This is a genomic window from Comamonas sp. wu1-DMT, assembly GCF_040187805.1.
GTDB lineage: Bacteria > Pseudomonadota > Gammaproteobacteria > Burkholderiales > Burkholderiaceae_C > Comamonas > Comamonas thiooxydans.
Window position 1 is genome coordinate 20,283 of sequence record NZ_JBANEM010000006.1, and the last position, 14,983, is coordinate 35,265.

Annotated in this window: 15 protein-coding genes; 4 read left to right on the forward strand and 11 right to left on the reverse strand. The window is 65.8% G+C overall.

From position 1 onward, the window contains the following. Nucleotides 1-5: 5 nt before the first annotated feature. From V8Z78_RS10490 to V8Z78_RS10535, 10 genes are all read right to left on the reverse strand, one after another. Nucleotides 6-575 carry a YiiX/YebB-like N1pC/P60 family cysteine hydrolase gene (locus tag V8Z78_RS10490; RefSeq protein WP_231879762.1) on the reverse strand — a complete coding sequence of 190 codons (570 nt, stop codon included), beginning with the start codon at nt 573-575 and terminating at the stop codon, nt 6-8. A gap of 17 nt (nt 576-592) precedes the next feature. Then, nucleotides 593-1,021 carry a DUF4878 domain-containing protein gene (locus V8Z78_RS10495; RefSeq protein WP_003070444.1) on the reverse strand — a complete coding sequence of 143 codons (429 nt, stop codon included), beginning with the start codon at nt 1,019-1,021 and terminating at the stop codon, nt 593-595. Between the two features lie 82 nt (nt 1,022-1,103). Then, complete coding sequence (locus V8Z78_RS10500; protein WP_202788058.1) at nt 1,104-1,961, reverse strand: SDR family NAD(P)-dependent oxidoreductase; 858 nt, start codon at nt 1,959-1,961, stop codon at nt 1,104-1,106. 71 nt (nt 1,962-2,032) lie between these two features. Next, the gene (locus V8Z78_RS10505) at nt 2,033-2,905 is read right to left on the reverse strand and encodes an HpcH/HpaI aldolase/citrate lyase family protein (protein ID WP_280040772.1); all 873 of its coding nucleotides are present in this window, start codon (nt 2,903-2,905) and stop codon (nt 2,033-2,035) included. A gap of 22 nt (nt 2,906-2,927) precedes the next feature. Next, on the reverse strand, nt 2,928-3,926 hold the full coding sequence (locus V8Z78_RS10510; protein WP_057094367.1) for a tripartite tricarboxylate transporter substrate binding protein BugD: 999 nt from the start codon (nt 3,924-3,926) through the stop codon (nt 2,928-2,930). A gap of 91 nt (nt 3,927-4,017) precedes the next feature. After that, nucleotides 4,018-5,382, reverse strand: a complete 1,365-nt coding sequence (locus tag V8Z78_RS10515) for an MmgE/PrpD family protein (RefSeq protein WP_349731334.1) — start codon at nt 5,380-5,382, stop codon at nt 4,018-4,020. A 34-nt stretch (nt 5,383-5,416) separates the two neighbouring features. Beyond that, nucleotides 5,417-6,613, reverse strand: a complete 1,197-nt coding sequence (locus tag V8Z78_RS10520) for a CaiB/BaiF CoA transferase family protein (protein ID WP_057094847.1) — start codon at nt 6,611-6,613, stop codon at nt 5,417-5,419. A 165-nt stretch (nt 6,614-6,778) separates the two neighbouring features. Further along, nucleotides 6,779-7,945, reverse strand: coding sequence for an acyl-CoA dehydrogenase family protein (locus V8Z78_RS10525; RefSeq protein ID WP_349731335.1), 1,167 nt, complete (start codon nt 7,943-7,945; stop codon nt 6,779-6,781). Nucleotides 7,946-8,006: 61 nt separating this feature from the next. Beyond that, entirely contained in the window at nt 8,007-8,897 is an 891-nt protein-coding gene (locus V8Z78_RS10530; protein WP_349731336.1) for an HTD2 family dehydratase, read from the reverse strand. A 22-nt stretch (nt 8,898-8,919) separates the two neighbouring features. Then, the gene (locus tag V8Z78_RS10535) at nt 8,920-9,933 is read right to left on the reverse strand and encodes a Bug family tripartite tricarboxylate transporter substrate binding protein (RefSeq protein WP_046461174.1); all 1,014 of its coding nucleotides are present in this window, start codon (nt 9,931-9,933) and stop codon (nt 8,920-8,922) included. Between the two features lie 134 nt (nt 9,934-10,067). Here V8Z78_RS10535 and V8Z78_RS10540 point away from each other — a divergent pair, with 134 nt between their 5' ends. Then, complete coding sequence (locus tag V8Z78_RS10540; RefSeq protein WP_012836702.1) at nt 10,068-10,997, forward strand: LysR substrate-binding domain-containing protein; 930 nt, start codon at nt 10,068-10,070, stop codon at nt 10,995-10,997. Here V8Z78_RS10540 and V8Z78_RS10545 read toward each other — a convergent pair. After that, nucleotides 10,994-11,638 carry a Crp/Fnr family transcriptional regulator gene (locus V8Z78_RS10545; RefSeq protein ID WP_231879761.1) on the reverse strand — a complete coding sequence of 215 codons (645 nt, stop codon included), beginning with the start codon at nt 11,636-11,638 and terminating at the stop codon, nt 10,994-10,996. The genes V8Z78_RS10540 and V8Z78_RS10545 overlap by 4 nt on opposite strands. A 191-nt stretch (nt 11,639-11,829) precedes the next feature. On the opposite strand from V8Z78_RS10545, the gene V8Z78_RS10550 reads away from it, so the two are divergent. From V8Z78_RS10550 to V8Z78_RS10560, 3 genes are read left to right on the forward strand one after another with little or no spacing between them, the layout of a single operon-like run. Continuing rightward, nucleotides 11,830-12,768 carry a beta-keto acid cleavage family enzyme gene (locus tag V8Z78_RS10550; RefSeq protein WP_057094355.1) on the forward strand — a complete coding sequence of 313 codons (939 nt, stop codon included), beginning with the start codon at nt 11,830-11,832 and terminating at the stop codon, nt 12,766-12,768. 48 nt (nt 12,769-12,816) lie between these two features. Next, nucleotides 12,817-14,025 (forward strand): ABC transporter substrate-binding protein, encoded by a 1,209-nt coding sequence (locus V8Z78_RS10555; protein ID WP_349731337.1) that lies wholly within the window; start codon nt 12,817-12,819, stop codon nt 14,023-14,025. Further along, nucleotides 14,022-14,969 (forward strand): 3-hydroxyacyl-CoA dehydrogenase NAD-binding domain-containing protein, encoded by a 948-nt coding sequence (locus V8Z78_RS10560; protein WP_349731338.1) that lies wholly within the window; start codon nt 14,022-14,024, stop codon nt 14,967-14,969. The genes V8Z78_RS10555 and V8Z78_RS10560 overlap by 4 nt, the downstream gene beginning before the upstream one ends. The last annotated feature ends 14 nt before the right edge of the window (nt 14,970-14,983 follow it).

Here is a 14,983-nt window from a genome sequence, read left to right on the forward strand (position 1 = left end):
CTGGTCTAGCGTAACGACAGCAAGGGCGTCAGCGGGCGCAAACGGGATGAGCGCAGCAGCTTGCCGGGCAGCAGGTAGCTCCCCCCGAAAATCGGCAGTTCCACTTCGGTGAAAACCACCTCTAGATCCACGCCGCTTTGCAGCCAGGCCTGCCAGACCAGCGTGGTGCAATAGACGCCCTGGCCCGAACCCTGCAGCTGAAACGGCTTACCCTGCTGCGCCATGGCCCAGGCCACGGCCCGCTCACGCGTGCCGGGGTCTGCCGTGACCTGATACAGGCGAAAGGCCTGAGCGCGCTGAACGCCCAGGAAAAAGTCCAGCGAATCCAGCACCACGGCATCGGGCTGGCCCTCGCGTTCGGACGGCGTGGCATGCAGCACCTGCCAGTGACCGGGCCGGCCCACCAGCATGCCCACATGGCTGAAGTCACCACCGTCCACGGCCTGCACCAGTTGGCTGACGTTCTCCGTACCCTGGCGAAAGATCAGATCACCCGGCGCAGCCTGCGGCGGCAGCTGCGGCGTTGCAAAAGCCAGGCCAGCACAGCAGGCCGACAGCGCCATCACAGCGGCCATTGCCAGCCGCCGAGAAATCACAGCTGCACTTTCCAGACGCCCTGTTCCTGGAACAGATTGATGCGCTCGCGGCGGGTGCTGCCATCACGATAGCTGACCAGCACCCTGAGCTTGATGACCTGCTCCTCCTCGGAAACTATTCTTTCCACCACTTCCACCTTGGCCAGACCGCCCTTGGCGTCGATCATTCCCTTGGCGCCAGCCAGCATGCGGCGCAGCTTGTGCTCAAAACTCGCCAGCTGATTCCTGGAAATATTGCGTGCCGAGATCAGGGCAATGCAGGTGTCGAAATCGCCAGCCGCCATCAGCGCGTAAAAGCGCTGGATCAGCGCATCCTGGCTTTGTTCGGGGGTAGTCGTGGCACAGGCCGACAGCCCCAGAGCCAGGGGCAGCGAAAAGGAGAAATGCAGACAGCAGCGGCGGGAAAGGGAGACAGAAGCAGACACGGACCGGGTACAGCAAAAGCAAAGAAGGCCGCAGTGTAGTCGCCACAACGGCCCTGCTCTTGCGTGCAGTCAGTGCACCGGCCTATTCGACCACCACTGGGCTGAACTCCGGTGGCGCGCCGAAGTAGGCACGCGGCGACGCAGGCTGCGCGCCATCGATGTCCTGCACGCCATACTCGCTGGCCAGCTCGGCCGTATAGAACACGCCGCCGGAGCGCTGCTCCAGACAGTCGGCATCGCCATGCAAGGCCAGTACCACCCGACCTATGAATTGCGGCGTTTCGGCGCTGTCGAAGCTGTCGCCGTACTTGTCGGGCTCGGCCGCGCAGACGCGTTCGGAGCGCTCGGTCCTGACCAGTCCGGGCCAGAGCGAAACCACACTCACGCCGGCAGGCCTGAAATCGTGGGCCATGTCGAAGCTCATCTTGTCCGTTCCGGCCTTGCCCGCGCCATAAGCCGGCCCATGCATATAGCAGCGGCTGCCTGCCGACGAGATATTGACCACCAGGCCGCGCGCCGCGATCAGCAGGCCGGCCGCGCAATGACTGGCCACGTAGGTGGAACGCAGACCCACATCGAGCAGCCCTGTCATCTCCAGCGGCTTCTGCCAGAAGGGGCCGGGAACGGTCAGCGCATCGGGAATCGCAATCGCACAATTGACCAGAATGTCGAGCCGACCATGCTCGCGGCGCACACGCTCGAACAGCGCCGCCACCTGGACATCATCGCCATGGTCACAGGCCACGGCAATGCCGTGGCCGCCGGCTGCCGTCACATCGGCAGCTGTTCTGCCTACCGTACCGGGCAGCGGCGAGTCGCCCTCCTTCACGCTGCGCCCCGTCACATAGACGGTTGCACCCGACGCACCCAGCGCCAGCGCCACACCCCGGCCCACGCCACGGCTGGCCCCCGTCACCACACATATCAAAGCCTGGTTCATGCTCTTCCCTTTGTGTCTTGAAGCAGCATGAATCTGGAGCAAACTGCGGCGCCCGGCAACGTCTGATAAGACTATGTCTTGCGATGCATGCGCTGCTGTGCCCGGGCGTGACGAGCCAACGTCTGCTGTGCCATGTGGAGCACCGGCGCATCGACCATGCGGCCGTCCAGCACGCAGACACCGCCGCCAGCCTCGGACAGCGCCTGGCACAGGCGCTGCGCATGGGCCACGGCTGCGGGGTCGGGGTCGAAGACGGCGTGCAGGGGCTGCACCTGGGCCGGGTGAATGCACAGCTTGCCGCCAAAGCCCATGCGCCTGGCGCGCGCCGCGTCCAATGCCAGTCGTTCGGGGTTGCGCGTTTCCACGGTCACGCCGTCCACGACCGCGCCAATGCCGGCGCGGCGCGAGGTCAGGACCAGGGCCATGCGCATGGGCAGCAGCTCTTCCTCCTCCAGCCCGCAGGCCATGCCTGCATCGACCTGGAAGTCCAGATGGCCGAAGGCCAGCCGCACCACCTGAGGAGCCGCGGCCAGGGTAGCCGCAGCGTCCAGTCCGGCCACGCTCTCGATCAGGGGCAGCAAGGCCGCCTGTGCCCCCGCAGCCCGGGCCACCGCATGCAGGGTCTGGGCACGCTCGGCCTTGGAGACCACGACGCCGGCCACGCCCATCTCCACCAGCTGCGTCAGCGCGCGCAGGTCCTCGGCATGCCAGGGTGTGCCTTCGGCGTTGATGCGCACCAGCAGGCGTGCGCGCTGCGTGCCTTCCAGCGCTTCCACGGCCTGGGCCAGCGCCTGGCGCGCGCCCTCCTTGTCGGCCGGTGCCACGGCATCCTCCCAGTCGGCGATCACCATGTCGGCACCGCTGTCCATGGCCTTTCCAAGGCGTTCGGGTCGCGTGGCAGGAACGAAAAGAAAGGAGGTGGCCTGTCGCGCCAGATCGTGCATGCGTATGTCCTTGAAGAATGGCTTATTCGGCTGAAACGCCGGCGGCCTTGATGACCTTGTTCCAACGCACCACTTCGGCCTGCAGATGGGTGCGCAGGCCTTCGGGCGTGGCCTTCTCAGGCGATACCAGGTCGGAGCTGAGCTCGGCGATGCGCTTTCTGACGTTCTCGTCCTTGATGGCCACGTTCAGTGCCTTGTTGATGGCCATGACCACCTCCTTGGGCGTGCCCTTGGGCGCATACATGCCGTGCCAGACCTTGACATCAAAGCCCTTGAGGCCCTGCTCGTCCAGCGTCGGGATATTGGGCAGCGACGACAGGCGCTGAGGTGTGGTCACGCCGAAGACCTTGGCGCGCTGACCGTCCTTGATCACGGGCACGGTCTGGGTGGTCTGGTCGCACAGCAGGTCCACCTGACCACCCATGAGGTCGTTCATCGCGGGGCCCGCGCCCTTGTAGGGCACGGTGGTGAGCTTGACGCCCGCCTGGTGCATGAACAGCATGCCGCACAACTGGGACACGGCACCGATGCCGGCATTGGCCAGAGAGACCTTGTCCTGGTTCTTCCTCACGTAGTCCAGCAGCTCGGCGAAGTTGTTGGCCGGGAAGTCCTTGCGCGACAGCAGGGTCATGGGGACGTCCAGCACCTGGCCGATGTACTCGAAGTCCTTGAGCGGGTCATAGGACAGTTTCTTGTACAGCGCCGGCGCCGTGGCCATGCCCATGTGGTGGATGAGGATGGTGTAGCCGTCCGCCTTGGCCTTGGCCACGCGGGCCGGTGCGATGGTGCCGCCCGCTCCCACGGTGTTTTCCACCAGCACGCTCTGGCCCAGCACCTGCCCCATGGGGATGGCCAGCAGGCGCGCCACCACGTCGGTAGGTCCGCCCGCACTGTAGGGAACGACAAGGACAACCGGCTTCTCCGGCCAGGAACTGGCTTGGGCGCCGGCGCATGCCGCCAGCGCGCAGGCGGCGGCCGCTGCGTGAACAAGGCGGCGGCGGAAAGGGTTTGTGCTTTGCATGGTTTGTCTCCTGTGCACTTTGGTGGAAGCGGGAGGCGCTCTGTGACGGCGCCTTTCCCGTGGATCCGCCGGCCTGGACCGGCGGGAAAACTCAGTCCAGCAGGCGCCGCACGCGCGGCCATTGCGCGACCTGCCACTGCCTTGCCACCGCTGCCTGGGCATGCTCGGCGGGCACATGGCCGCCGTAGGCGATCAGCCGCAGCGCCTTGGCCGTGATTTCCTCGCGCGACAGCGTGTTGCCGGGGTCGCCCTTGGGCTCGTCGACACGGCCCTTGAGCAAACGGCCATCCGTGGTCTGCACGCTGACCTTGCCTATCCAGCGTCGGGGATAGGCAGCGTCGACCTCGGCATCAAGCTCCATGCTCACCTTGTCGCGCAGCTCCACGGTTTCCTGTGCCAGATAGTCGCCGTCGAACTCCGTCAGCCCCGCATGGCCGTGACGCGCCGCCAGCGCCAGCACGGTACCCATGGAAAACTTGCTCTGGTGCACGGTGCTCGGCCTGACCACGGGGCCGAGCACATCGATGGCACCCTGATGCACATGACAGGTGACCTGGGCCAGGTCGGCGGGGGTCAGGTCATGGTCCTGCATGACCTGCAGCAGCGCATCGGCGGCCGGGTGGGTGTGGCGGCATGAGGCATGCCATTTGAACGAGGTCTCGGCCGTGGCCCAGCGTGTGCCCAGCCCGTCGCTGAGCCGTGCCGGGTCGGCATCCGTGGACATGCCTGCCGCCAGTCCCTGCGGCCCCGTGAAGATGTCCTGTGCGCCCGTGAAACCGTCCTGCGCCAGATAGGCCGACATCAGGCCCGCGGCGGCAGCATGCGCCGTGTGCAGCTGCTTGCTGTCGGCGCCTGTGCGCAGAAACTCCCACAGCCCCGCCGACTGCGTGCCGGCCGAGCCGAAGGCATGCTGCATCTGCTCGGGCGTCAGCTTGAGCAGACGGCCCACGGCGGCAGCCGCCGCCAGCGTGCCTGCCGTGGCCGTAGTGTGGAAGATGCGGTAGTGGCTGCGGCCCAGAAACTCGCCCACCCGGATGCCGACCTCATAGCCGGCCACACAGGCCTGCATAAGCTCGACGCCGCTGGCACCAAGGCTCTGCGCCACCGCCAGCGCGGGCGGGAAGACCACGGCCGCAGGGTGGAACACCGAGCCGTTGTGCACATCGTCCTGCTCGGCCACATGCGAGGCAGCGGCGTTGGCCTGGGCCGCCATCAGAGGTGAACTGGTGGCGGCACTGCCCAGTATCTCGCAGGGGCCCGCGGCCGGGCCCTGGGACAGCGCGAAGCGCGTGATGCTCTGCACGGGGCGCGCGTTCTGGCCTGCGAGAGCGGAGCCGAACCAGTCCACCCACAGATCCTCGGCGCGGCGCTGCACCTGCAGCGGGACATCCTCCCAGCACAGCGTGGCCGCGAACCGGGCCAGCGGATGAACGCTCACTTGGGTCTCGTTCTTCATGGAATCACTCCCGCGCATACGCTGCGCACAGCTTTCACAGAGTTGCTTCTTCGGCGTACAGGGCACGGATGCGCTCGGCCGACCAGCCCAGCTCGGCCAGGATGGCCTCGCTGTGCTCGCCTACGGACGGCACAGCCTCCATGCGGTAGTCAAAGGCGCTGTTGGCGCCGGGCGGCAGCAGTGCCTGCACCGGCCCGGCCGGCGTTCCCACGCTGCACCAGCGCTGACGCGCGGCCAGTTGCGGATGGGCCCACAGGCCGGCCATGTCGTTGACTCGCGCATTGGCAATGCCAGCCGCGTCCAGCCGCTGCACGACCTGGGCCGCATTCAGCGCGTTGAACACATCCAGAATCAGCGCTCGCAGCTCCTCGCGGTTGGCGTTGCGCTGCGCATTGCTGTCAAAGCGCGCATCGCTGGCCAGAGCAGGCTGCAGCAGCACCTGCTCGCAAAAAAGCTTCCATTCGCGCTCGTTCTGCAGGCCCAGCATCACCGTGCCGCCGTCGCCCGCCTCGAAGGGACCATAGGGGTAGATGCTGGCATGCGATGCGCCCGTGCGCGGCGGCGGCGGCGCGCCCTCCCAGGCGTAGTACATGGGGTAACCCATCCACTCGCCCAGCGCCTCCAGCATGGAGACATCGATATGGCTCCCCTCACCCGTGCGGCCGCGCAGCAGCAGGGCCGACAGGATGTTGGTGTAGGCGTACATGCCGGCCGCGATGTCGGCCACCGAGATACCGGCCTTGGACGGCACCTCGGGCGTACCCGTGACCGATAGAAACCCCGCCTCGCTCTGGATCAGCAGGTCGTAGGCCTTCTTGTCGCGGTAGGGACCGTCGGCGCCATAGCCGCTGATGTCGCAGACGATGAGCTTGGGGTTATGGACTTTCAGCACCTCCCAGGACAGACCCATGCGCGCGGCAGCGCCGGGTGCCAGGTTCTGCACCAGCACGTCAGCGCCTTCGAGCAGTTGCATCAGCGCCTCGAGTGCGTCGGGTCGCTTGAGATCGAGCGCCAGGCTTTGCTTGCTGCGGTTGATCCAGGTGAAGTGCGAGGACTGGCCGTTGACGCGCTGGTCGTAGCCGCGCGCGAAATCGCCGCTTCCCGGACGTTCCACCTTGATCACGCGCGCCCCCAGATCGGCGAGCTGGCGGGTGCAGAAAGGCGCAGCCACCGCATGTTCCAGCGAGACCACGGTAATGCCGTCGAGGGGTCGAAGACTATGCTTTTTCATCTTGGAAATCCATTGCACTTTGGCGAAACTCACGACCCGAACAACTGACGCGCTCAAAGCCAGGGACAGCAAGCAAGGGCCTGGGCCGGCCGCGCCGCCCCGCAGCGAGGCTGTCGTCCCCCTTTCAGGGGGAAGGCGCGCAGCGCCTCAGGGGGGTGTCGCACATCAAAACGAACGTGGCAGACCCAGCAGGTGCTCGGCCACATAGGAATAGATCAGGTTGGTGGAGATCGGCGCCACCTGATAGAGGCGGGTCTCGCGGAACTTGCGCTCCACGTCGTACTCGCAGGCAAAGCCGAAGCCACCGTGGAACTGGATGCAGGCATTGGCGGCCTCCCAGCTGGCCTTGGCCGCAAGATACTTGGCCATATTGGCCTGAGCTCCCATGGACTCTCGCGCGTCGAACAGTTCACAGGCCTTCCAGCGCATGAGATTGGCGGCCTCGACCTCGATGAAGGCATCGGCGATCGGGAACTGCACGCCCTGGTTCTGGCCTATTGGACGGCCGAACACCTGGCGGTCCTTCACGTAGTTCGTCACACGGTCCAGGAACCAGTAGCCGTCGCCTATGCACTCGGCCGCGATCAGCGTGCGCTCGGCGTTCAGGCCGTCGAGGATGTACTTGAAGCCCTTGCCTTCCTCGCCGATCAGGTTCTCCTCGGGAATTTCCAGATCCTCGAAGAACAGCTCGTTGGTCTCGTGGTTGACCATATTGAGGATGGGGCGCACGGTCATGCCCTTCTTCTCGGCCTCGCGCAGATCGACCATGAAGATGGACATGCCCTCGCTTTTCTTCTTCACTTCTGCCAGCGGTGTGGTGCGCGCCAGCAGAATCATGAAGTCGCTGTGCTGGATGCGGCTGATCCAGACCTTCTGGCCGTTGATCACATAGCGCCCGTCCTTCTTCACAGCGCTGGTCTTGATCTTGGTGGTGTCCGTGCCCGTGGTGGGCTCTGTGACACCCATGGACTGCAGCCGCCATTCGCCCGAGGCGATGCGCGGCAGGTATTTCTCCTTCTGCGCCGGCGAGCCATGGCGCAGCAGCGTGCCCATGTTGTACATCTGGCCGTGGCAGGCGCCCGAGTTGCCTCCGCAGCGGTTGATCTCCTCCATGATGACGCTGGCCTCGGTCAGGCCCAGGCCGCTGCCGCCGTACTCCTGCGGAATCAGCGCGGCCAGCCAGCCTGCGTTCGTGAGCGCGTTGACAAAGGCTTCGGGGTAGACGCGCTGCTCGTCGATCTTGCGGAAATACTCGTCGGGAAACTCCGCACACAGCGCACGGATGGCATCGCGGATCTCATGGTGGTTGTTGGAGCTGGTGTGTTCGATCATTTCAAGCCTTCTGGCGACAAACGCTTGTCCAGCAAGCGCTATCAGCTATGGGTTTCACTCTTCAAGCCACGGTGGCCGTGGCCTGCATGGTCAGAAGCCCTTCGTGGTCCTGTGCCCACAGGTCGATGGTCCTGCCGTCCTCGCGCGGCTTGCCGTGCACGCTGAAAGGGTGCAGGTCGAAGGTCGGTCGCAAGGCCTTGAAGTCGAACGCAACCACCCTGGCGCCGGGCAGCTGGCGGCGCAGCAGATCGAGCAGCAGCGTGGCAATCAGCGGACCATGCACGATCAGGCCCGGGTAGCCCTCGACCTGGGTCACGTACTGACGGTCGTAGTGGATGCGGTGACCGTTGAAGGTCAGCGCCGAGTAGCGAAACAGCAAGATGTCGTCGGGCACGATGGTGCGCGACCAGGCAGCCTGGCCCGCGAGCGGCGGCTGCTGCGGTGGCGGCACCGGATCGCCGGGCCTTGCAGCGGCCCGGTAGACGATGTCGTGCTCTTCGACCAGCGCCAGGCCGTCGTGATTCAAGAACCGGTGCTCCACCAGCACGAACAGCAGCTCGCCCGAGCGTCCGGTCTTGTGCAGCACGCTGCGGATGGTGGAGATGCGCTGCACCTCCTGCCCCACACGCAGCGGATTGTCTGCTTCCCAGCGCAGCCGCCCGCCCGCCCACATGCGGCGCGGCAGCGGCACGGGCGGCAGGAAGCCGCCGCGCCGGGGATGCCCGTCGGGGCCGATCTCGCTCTGGCGCGCATGCGGCAGGAAATACAGCCAGTGCCATAGCGCAGGCACGGCTGAGCCATCTTCAGGCACGGGATCGTCACGGTCCAGCGTGGCCGAGAGGGCACGCAGCGGAGCTGCGGTGATGACGTCGGACATGGTCTCGCTGCGCTCCTGCCAAGACTGGAGCTTGGTCATGGTGGCTGCGTCGATCTGGACAGTGTTCGGGTGCATGGATGGAAGTGCTGGAAGAGATTCAGTTCACCGTGGCGCCGGAGGTCTTCACGATCTGCGCCCATTTGGCGATGTCCTGCTTGAGGACGGCAGCCAGCTCGTCGGGCGTGACTTGACGCTCTGGCGTGCCCGCAAGCTCCACGCCCTGAGCCTGCAACTGGGCGCGCATGTCCTTGTCCGCCATGGCCTGCTGCATGCCTTCGCGCAGCCGGCTCATCACCGCAGGCGGCAGGCCGCGCGGCGCGAACAGGGCAATCCACAGCGTGCCGTTGTAGCCGGGCACGAACTCACCCAGCGATGGCACGTCGGGCAGCAAGGGCGAGCGCGCTGCGCTGCTGACCGCCAGTGCCCGCAGCTTGCCCGACTTGATGTACTGCAGCGTGGACGGCAGGCTGCCGAACAGCAGCGGCAGCTGCCCGCCCAGCACATCGTTAAGCGCCGGCGCCACGCCCTTGTAGGGGACATGCTGCAGCTGCACGCCGGCCATCTGGTTAAGCATCTCGCCCAGCAGGTGGTTGAGCGTACCGTTGCCTGCCGATGCATATTGCAACTCGCCGGGTTTGGACCTGGCCAGGGCCAGCAGCTCGGGAACAGTCCGGGCAGGAAATGATGGATGGGCCAGCAGCACATTGGGCACGGCGCCGATCATGCTCACCGGCGTGAAGTCGCCCACGGGATCGAAGCCCGGCGACTTGTAGAGTGCGGGATTGATGGCCTGGCTGCTGCTGATGGTCATCAGCAATGTATGGCCGTCCCTGGCGGCCTTCGCCACGGCCTGGGTACCGATGTTGCCACCCGCACCGGGGCGGTTCTCGACCACCGTGCCCACGGACAGCTTCTCGCCCAGTTTCTGTGCCACGATGCGGCCCACGATGTCATTGGTTCCGCCCGCTGCCTGGGGCACTACCAGCACGATGGGGCGGGCGGGATAGGAGGTCTGCGCCCAGGTCGGCAGGCCCAGGGTCAGCAGGGCGCCGGCGCAGAGGCTGCGGCGCGATACCGATGGAGTGGAGGGCGGGGCTGATCGGACTGGCACGGCGACTGTCTCCTCTTTTGGGGTTGATAGCCCTATGCTCGCTGGCGCCAGCTCTGTGCACAATCTCTGATATTGGAATCAAGCCTTTTGTTTTTCCGAAGCCTTGACTTGATTGGTATAAACCATGAGCCGCCATGCAATTCGATCTCAAGGATTTAAGACTCTTTGTTTTGATAGCACAGACAGGAAGCCTGACAAGGGCTTCTGAACAGTCTCACCTATCGCTTGCAGCCACCAGCGCACGTGTCAAGGCACTGGAGGAGCAGGCCGGCATGCCTTTGCTGATACGAGAGGCTAGAGGGGTAAAGCTGTCGGCACCCGGCGAGGCCTTTTTGCACCATGCGCGCGCCATGCTGCAGCATTCGCAGCAATTGCAAGCCGACCTGCAGGAGTACGGCGCGGGCCTGCGCGGCCATGTGCGCGTATTCGCCAACACCACGGCCGTGACGGAGTTCATGCCCGACATACTTGCGGCCTACCTCACCCAGCACCCGCACATCAGCGTGGACCTGCAGGAGCGCCCCAATGCCGGCATTGCCGCCGACATCCGCGACGGCCGCGCCGACCTGGGCATCGTGGCCGGCGAGGTGGACACGCACGGCCTGCGCGTGCTGCATTTCAGCACTGACCGGCTGGTGCTGGTGACCCCCGACACCGCGCGCTGGGCGGACATGAGCAGCGTGGCCTTTGCCGATGTGCTGCACGAGCGCTTTGTGGGCATGCACCGTGGCAGCACGCTGCAGACCTTTCTGGAGCGGCTGAGCCAGCAACTGGGCACCACGCTGAAGCTGCGCATACAGCTGTCCAGCTTCGACTCGATGTGCCGCATGGTCGCGGCAGGTGTGGGCGTGGCCGTGGTGCCCGAGACCGTGGCCCAGCGCTACCGCGGCCTGCCGCGCGTCTGCCGCGTGCCGCTGACCGACGCCTGGGCAGTGCGCCCCCGCTATATGTTGGTGCGCGAGGAACAGCAGGTATCGGTCCAGCTGCAGGAACTGATGGACGCCATCGCTGCCTACCATGAGCACGGCGAGAGCAACGTGACGCAGAGCGAATCTGGCCGCTAGAACGACGCCGCGGCGAGCACACGCGTGCGCAGCCGCGGCAGGTCGACGACGGTGATGCCGCCGTATTCGATCTCTATCAGGCCGGCCGCCGCCAGGCGCCGCAGCGCTGCGTTGCAGCGCTGGCGCGACAGGCCAGAGAGGTTGGCAATCTCTTCCTGGGACACCCGCAGGCGCGGGTCGCTTCCCGGATGCAGCCAGGGGTGGAACAGGCCTACCAGTGCACGCGCCACCTGACTGTCGGTATCGAGCAGATGGTGGGCCGCAAAGTTGCCCAGGAACCAGTGCATGCGCTCGTTGATCTGACGCAGCAAAAAGGCTTCGAAGCTGCGCTCGCTGCCGCGCAGCCATTCAAAGACCTCGGCAGGCATCAAGGCCACGCGGCTGTCGCGCAGAGCGATCACGTCCGCGGTGCGCGCCACTCCGCGCAGCACCGTTCCCTCGCCGAACCAACTGCCCACCGACAGGCCGCCCAGCGTGACAGAGCGGCCGTCGGCGCTGCTCACCGACCATTTGAGCAGCCCTTCGATGGCGCCATACCAGTGTCGAGGCGCATCGCCCATACGGCACAGCGCAGTGCCCGCGGGCAGGTCCACCTCGCGCATCTCGGCACGCACGCGTTCGCGCACGGCAAGGTCGAGCACGGGAAACCAGGCCGAGCCGGAGAGCAGTTCGTCGAGGGTGGGACGGGCCGCGGCCGTTGAGCGGTGATGGCGGGCGATGGTGAAGCTCCTTGCGTACTTACCCCGAGGTCAAATGTCATCGCAACGACTGATTCGTGCAGGGGTGAAAAAAATAATAGCTGACGACCCAACCCCACGCATCAGGAGACGCCATGAGCAAGCGCAAGGTGATCGTGACCATTGCCCCCACGGGCGGCATGGCCCACAAATCGCAGAACCCCCATCTCCCTACCCAGCCGGACGAGATCGCCGAGGACGTGGTGCGCTGCTGCAATGCAGGCGCCAGCGTGGCCGCCATCCATGCGCGCCGCCCCGACGACGGCGCCACCTGCAATGCCGACATCTACCGCGACATCAACACCCGCATCCGCGCTGCGGGCTGCGACATCGTGATCAACAACTCCACGGGCGGCGGCGTGCACGGCGACATGGTGCGCGAGCTGCAGGGCGGGCGCTGGGAAATCGCCTGGGAGGAGCGCATCAAGGGCATGGACGCAGGCGCCGAGATGTGCACGCTGGATGCGACCACGCTGAACCTGAGCTTCGGCGGGCGCGAGATCCTCATGGACACGCCGCTGTCCCGGGGTCGCGAGCTGGCCGTAGGCATGAAGGCGCGCGGCATCAAGCCAGAGTGGGAAGTCTTCGCACACACCCATATCCTGCAGGACGTGACGACGCTGATCGAGGAAGACCACGATGCCGCACCGCACTTCATCAACCTGGTGATGAATGTCCACCGCAACTTCCAGAACGCCATGCCGTTCTCGCCGCGCTATCTGCAGCAGATGGTGGACGTTCTGCCCGCCAACAGCATCTTCTGCGTCAGCGGCATCGGCCCCTCGCAGCTGGAGGCCAATGTGGCTGCGCTGCTGCTGGGCGGCCATGCGCGTGTGGGCCTGGAGGACAACCTCTACTACCGCCAGGGCGAACTGGCCACCAATGTGCAGCTGACGGAGCGCATCGTGCGCCTGATCCACGAGCTCGACATGGAGCCCGCCACACCCGAGGAGGCACGTCAAATCATGGGGCTACAACGCAGTGGCATGCCGCTGCCCGCGTTCGCGCCCGCCGCCATGGCACAGGCGGCCTGAGCCGCGCACGGCGCAGCACAGCTCACAAAACAACGAGGAGACAGCATCATGAACTTCACATGCAAGGCCCTGGCTGGCGCCATGACGCTGGCCGGTGCGGCCACGGCAGCAGCTCAGATTTCGGACGATGTGATACGCATAGGCTTCATCAGCGATATGTCGGGCGTATACCGCGACTACGACGGGCCGGCAGGCGCAGAGGCCATACGCATGGCCATCGCCGACATGGGCGGAGCCATCAACGGCAAGAAGATCGAGCTGGTGGCGGCCGACCACCAGAACAAGGCCGACATCGCCGCAGCCAAGGCGCGCCAATGGTTCGACGTGGAGCGCTTCGACATGCTGATCGGTGGCGTGAATTCGGGTGCGGCCATTGCCATGGCGGGCGTGGCGCGCGATAAGCGCAAGCCCTATTTCGTGGTCGGCTCGGGTGCTTCCAGCCTCACCAACGAGCAGTGTTCGCCCTACACGGTCATGTATGCCTACGACACGGTGGCCATGGCGCGCGGAACGGCCAGCGCCGTGCTCAAGAGCGGCGGCAAGCGCTGGTTCTTCGTGACGGCCGACTATGCCTTCGGCAATGCGCTTCAGGCCGATGCCGCCAAGGTGCTCGAAGCCGGCAGCGGCAACGTGGCCGGTGCGGTCAAGCACCCGCTGGGCGCCAGCGACTTCTCGTCCTTCATGCTGCAGGCTCTGGCGGCCAAGCCCGATGTGCTGGCCCTGGCCAATGCGGGTGGCGACACGGTCAACGCCATCAAGTCGGCGGCGGAATTCGGGCTGGCGCAGAAGATGAAGCTCGCGGGCATGATCATCACCATTCAGGACGTACACGCCCTGGGCCTGAAGACGGCAAAAGGCATGTATCTGACCGACAGCTGGTACTGGAACCAGAGCCCCGAGGCCAGCGCATGGGCGCGGCGCTTCTTCGACAAGCACAAGCGCATGCCCACCTCCTTCCATGCGGGCGACTACTCCGCCACGCTGCAGTACCTCAAGGCCGTGCAGGCCGCGGGCACGGACGATGGCACCAAGGTGATGGAACAGCTCAGGAAGACCCGATTCAACGACATGTTCGTCAAGGACGGCTGGCTGCGCGCCGACGGCCTGATGGTGCATGACATGCATCTGATGCAGGTGAAGACGCCAGCCGAATCCAGAGAGCCCTGGGACTACTACAAGGTGGTCGAGACCATCCGGGGCGAGGCCGCCTGGACTACCCGCGCAGAGACACGCTGCGCGCAATGGAAGACATCATGAGCGCGGCCACAACCGTGATACGGCACGTGGCCGTGGTCGGCACCGGCGTGATCGGTGCCAGCTGGGCAGCGTTCTTCCTGGCGCGCGGCCTGGATGTGACGGCCACCGATCCCGCACCCGGCGCCGAGCAGCGCCTGCGCGAAGCGGTGCAGCGCCACTGGCCGACCATGCAACGCATGGGGCTGGTGGATGGAGCTCCGCCCGAACGCCTGCGCTTCGATGCCGCACTGGAGCGTGCGCTGGACGGCTGCGACTTCGTGCAGGAAAGCGGCCCCGAGCGCGCCGACTTCAAGGCTGACCTCTATGCGCGCATGGACGCGGCCACACCATCCCGGGTACTGCTGGCCAGCAGCAGTTCGGGTCTGCCGGTCAGCGGCATGCAGGCCCGCTGCAAGACGCCGCAGCGCGTGGTTCTGGGCCATCCCTTCAATCCGCCGCACCTGATTCCGCTGGTGGAGGTGGGTGGTGGCGATGCCACCTCGCCAGACAGCATCCAGCGCGCCATGGACTTCTATGCAGCGCTGGGCAAGCGCCCCATTCATGTGCGGCGCGAAATCGCTGGCCACATCGCCAACCGTCTGCAGGCAGCGCTGTGGCGCGAGGCTTTTCACCTCGTTGACCAGGGGGTGGCCAGCGTCAGCGACATCGACACGGCCATCGCCCACGGCCCCGGCCTGCGCTGGGCGCTGATGGGGCCATTCATGAACCTGCATCTGTCTGGCGGACAGGGCGGCATGCAGCATCTGCTGGAGCACCTGGGCGGCCCCATCGAGAGCTGGTGGCGCGATCTTGGCAATCCAGCCATGACAGAGGCGCTCAAGGACAATGTGGTGCAGGGCGTGGCCGAGGCGCGCGGCATGCGCCGCGAGGAGGAGCTGGAGCGCACGCGCGACGAACTGCTGACCGACCTGATACGTGCCAAGGTCCAGGGCTCGCTGTTCTGAGCCCACATAAAGGA

What these genes read in the sequence shown, in the direction of transcription:
- V8Z78_RS10490 (WP_231879762.1), bottom strand. Translation starts at nt 575, where the DNA reads ATGGCCGCTGTGATGGCGCTGTCGGCCTGCTGTGCTGGCCTGGCTTTT.
- V8Z78_RS10500 (WP_202788058.1), bottom strand. Translation starts at nt 1,961, where the DNA reads ATGAACCAGGCTTTGATATGTGTGGTGACGGGGGCCAGCCGTGGCGTG.
- V8Z78_RS10505 (WP_280040772.1), bottom strand. Translation starts at nt 2,905, where the DNA reads ATGCACGATCTGGCGCGACAGGCCACCTCCTTTCTTTTCGTTCCTGCC.
- V8Z78_RS10510 (WP_057094367.1), bottom strand. Translation starts at nt 3,926, where the DNA reads ATGCAAAGCACAAACCCTTTCCGCCGCCGCCTTGTTCACGCAGCGGCC.
- V8Z78_RS10515 (WP_349731334.1), bottom strand. Translation starts at nt 5,382, where the DNA reads ATGAAGAACGAGACCCAAGTGAGCGTTCATCCGCTGGCCCGGTTCGCG.
- V8Z78_RS10520 (WP_057094847.1), bottom strand. Translation starts at nt 6,613, where the DNA reads ATGAAAAAGCATAGTCTTCGACCCCTCGACGGCATTACCGTGGTCTCG.
- V8Z78_RS10525 (WP_349731335.1), bottom strand. Translation starts at nt 7,945, where the DNA reads ATGATCGAACACACCAGCTCCAACAACCACCATGAGATCCGCGATGCC.
- V8Z78_RS10530 (WP_349731336.1), bottom strand. Translation starts at nt 8,897, where the DNA reads ATGCACCCGAACACTGTCCAGATCGACGCAGCCACCATGACCAAGCTC.
- V8Z78_RS10540 (WP_012836702.1), top strand. Translation starts at nt 10,068, where the DNA reads ATGCAATTCGATCTCAAGGATTTAAGACTCTTTGTTTTGATAGCACAG.
- V8Z78_RS10550 (WP_057094355.1), top strand. Translation starts at nt 11,830, where the DNA reads ATGAGCAAGCGCAAGGTGATCGTGACCATTGCCCCCACGGGCGGCATG.
- V8Z78_RS10555 (WP_349731337.1), top strand. Translation starts at nt 12,817, where the DNA reads ATGAACTTCACATGCAAGGCCCTGGCTGGCGCCATGACGCTGGCCGGT.
- V8Z78_RS10560 (WP_349731338.1), top strand. Translation starts at nt 14,022, where the DNA reads ATGAGCGCGGCCACAACCGTGATACGGCACGTGGCCGTGGTCGGCACC.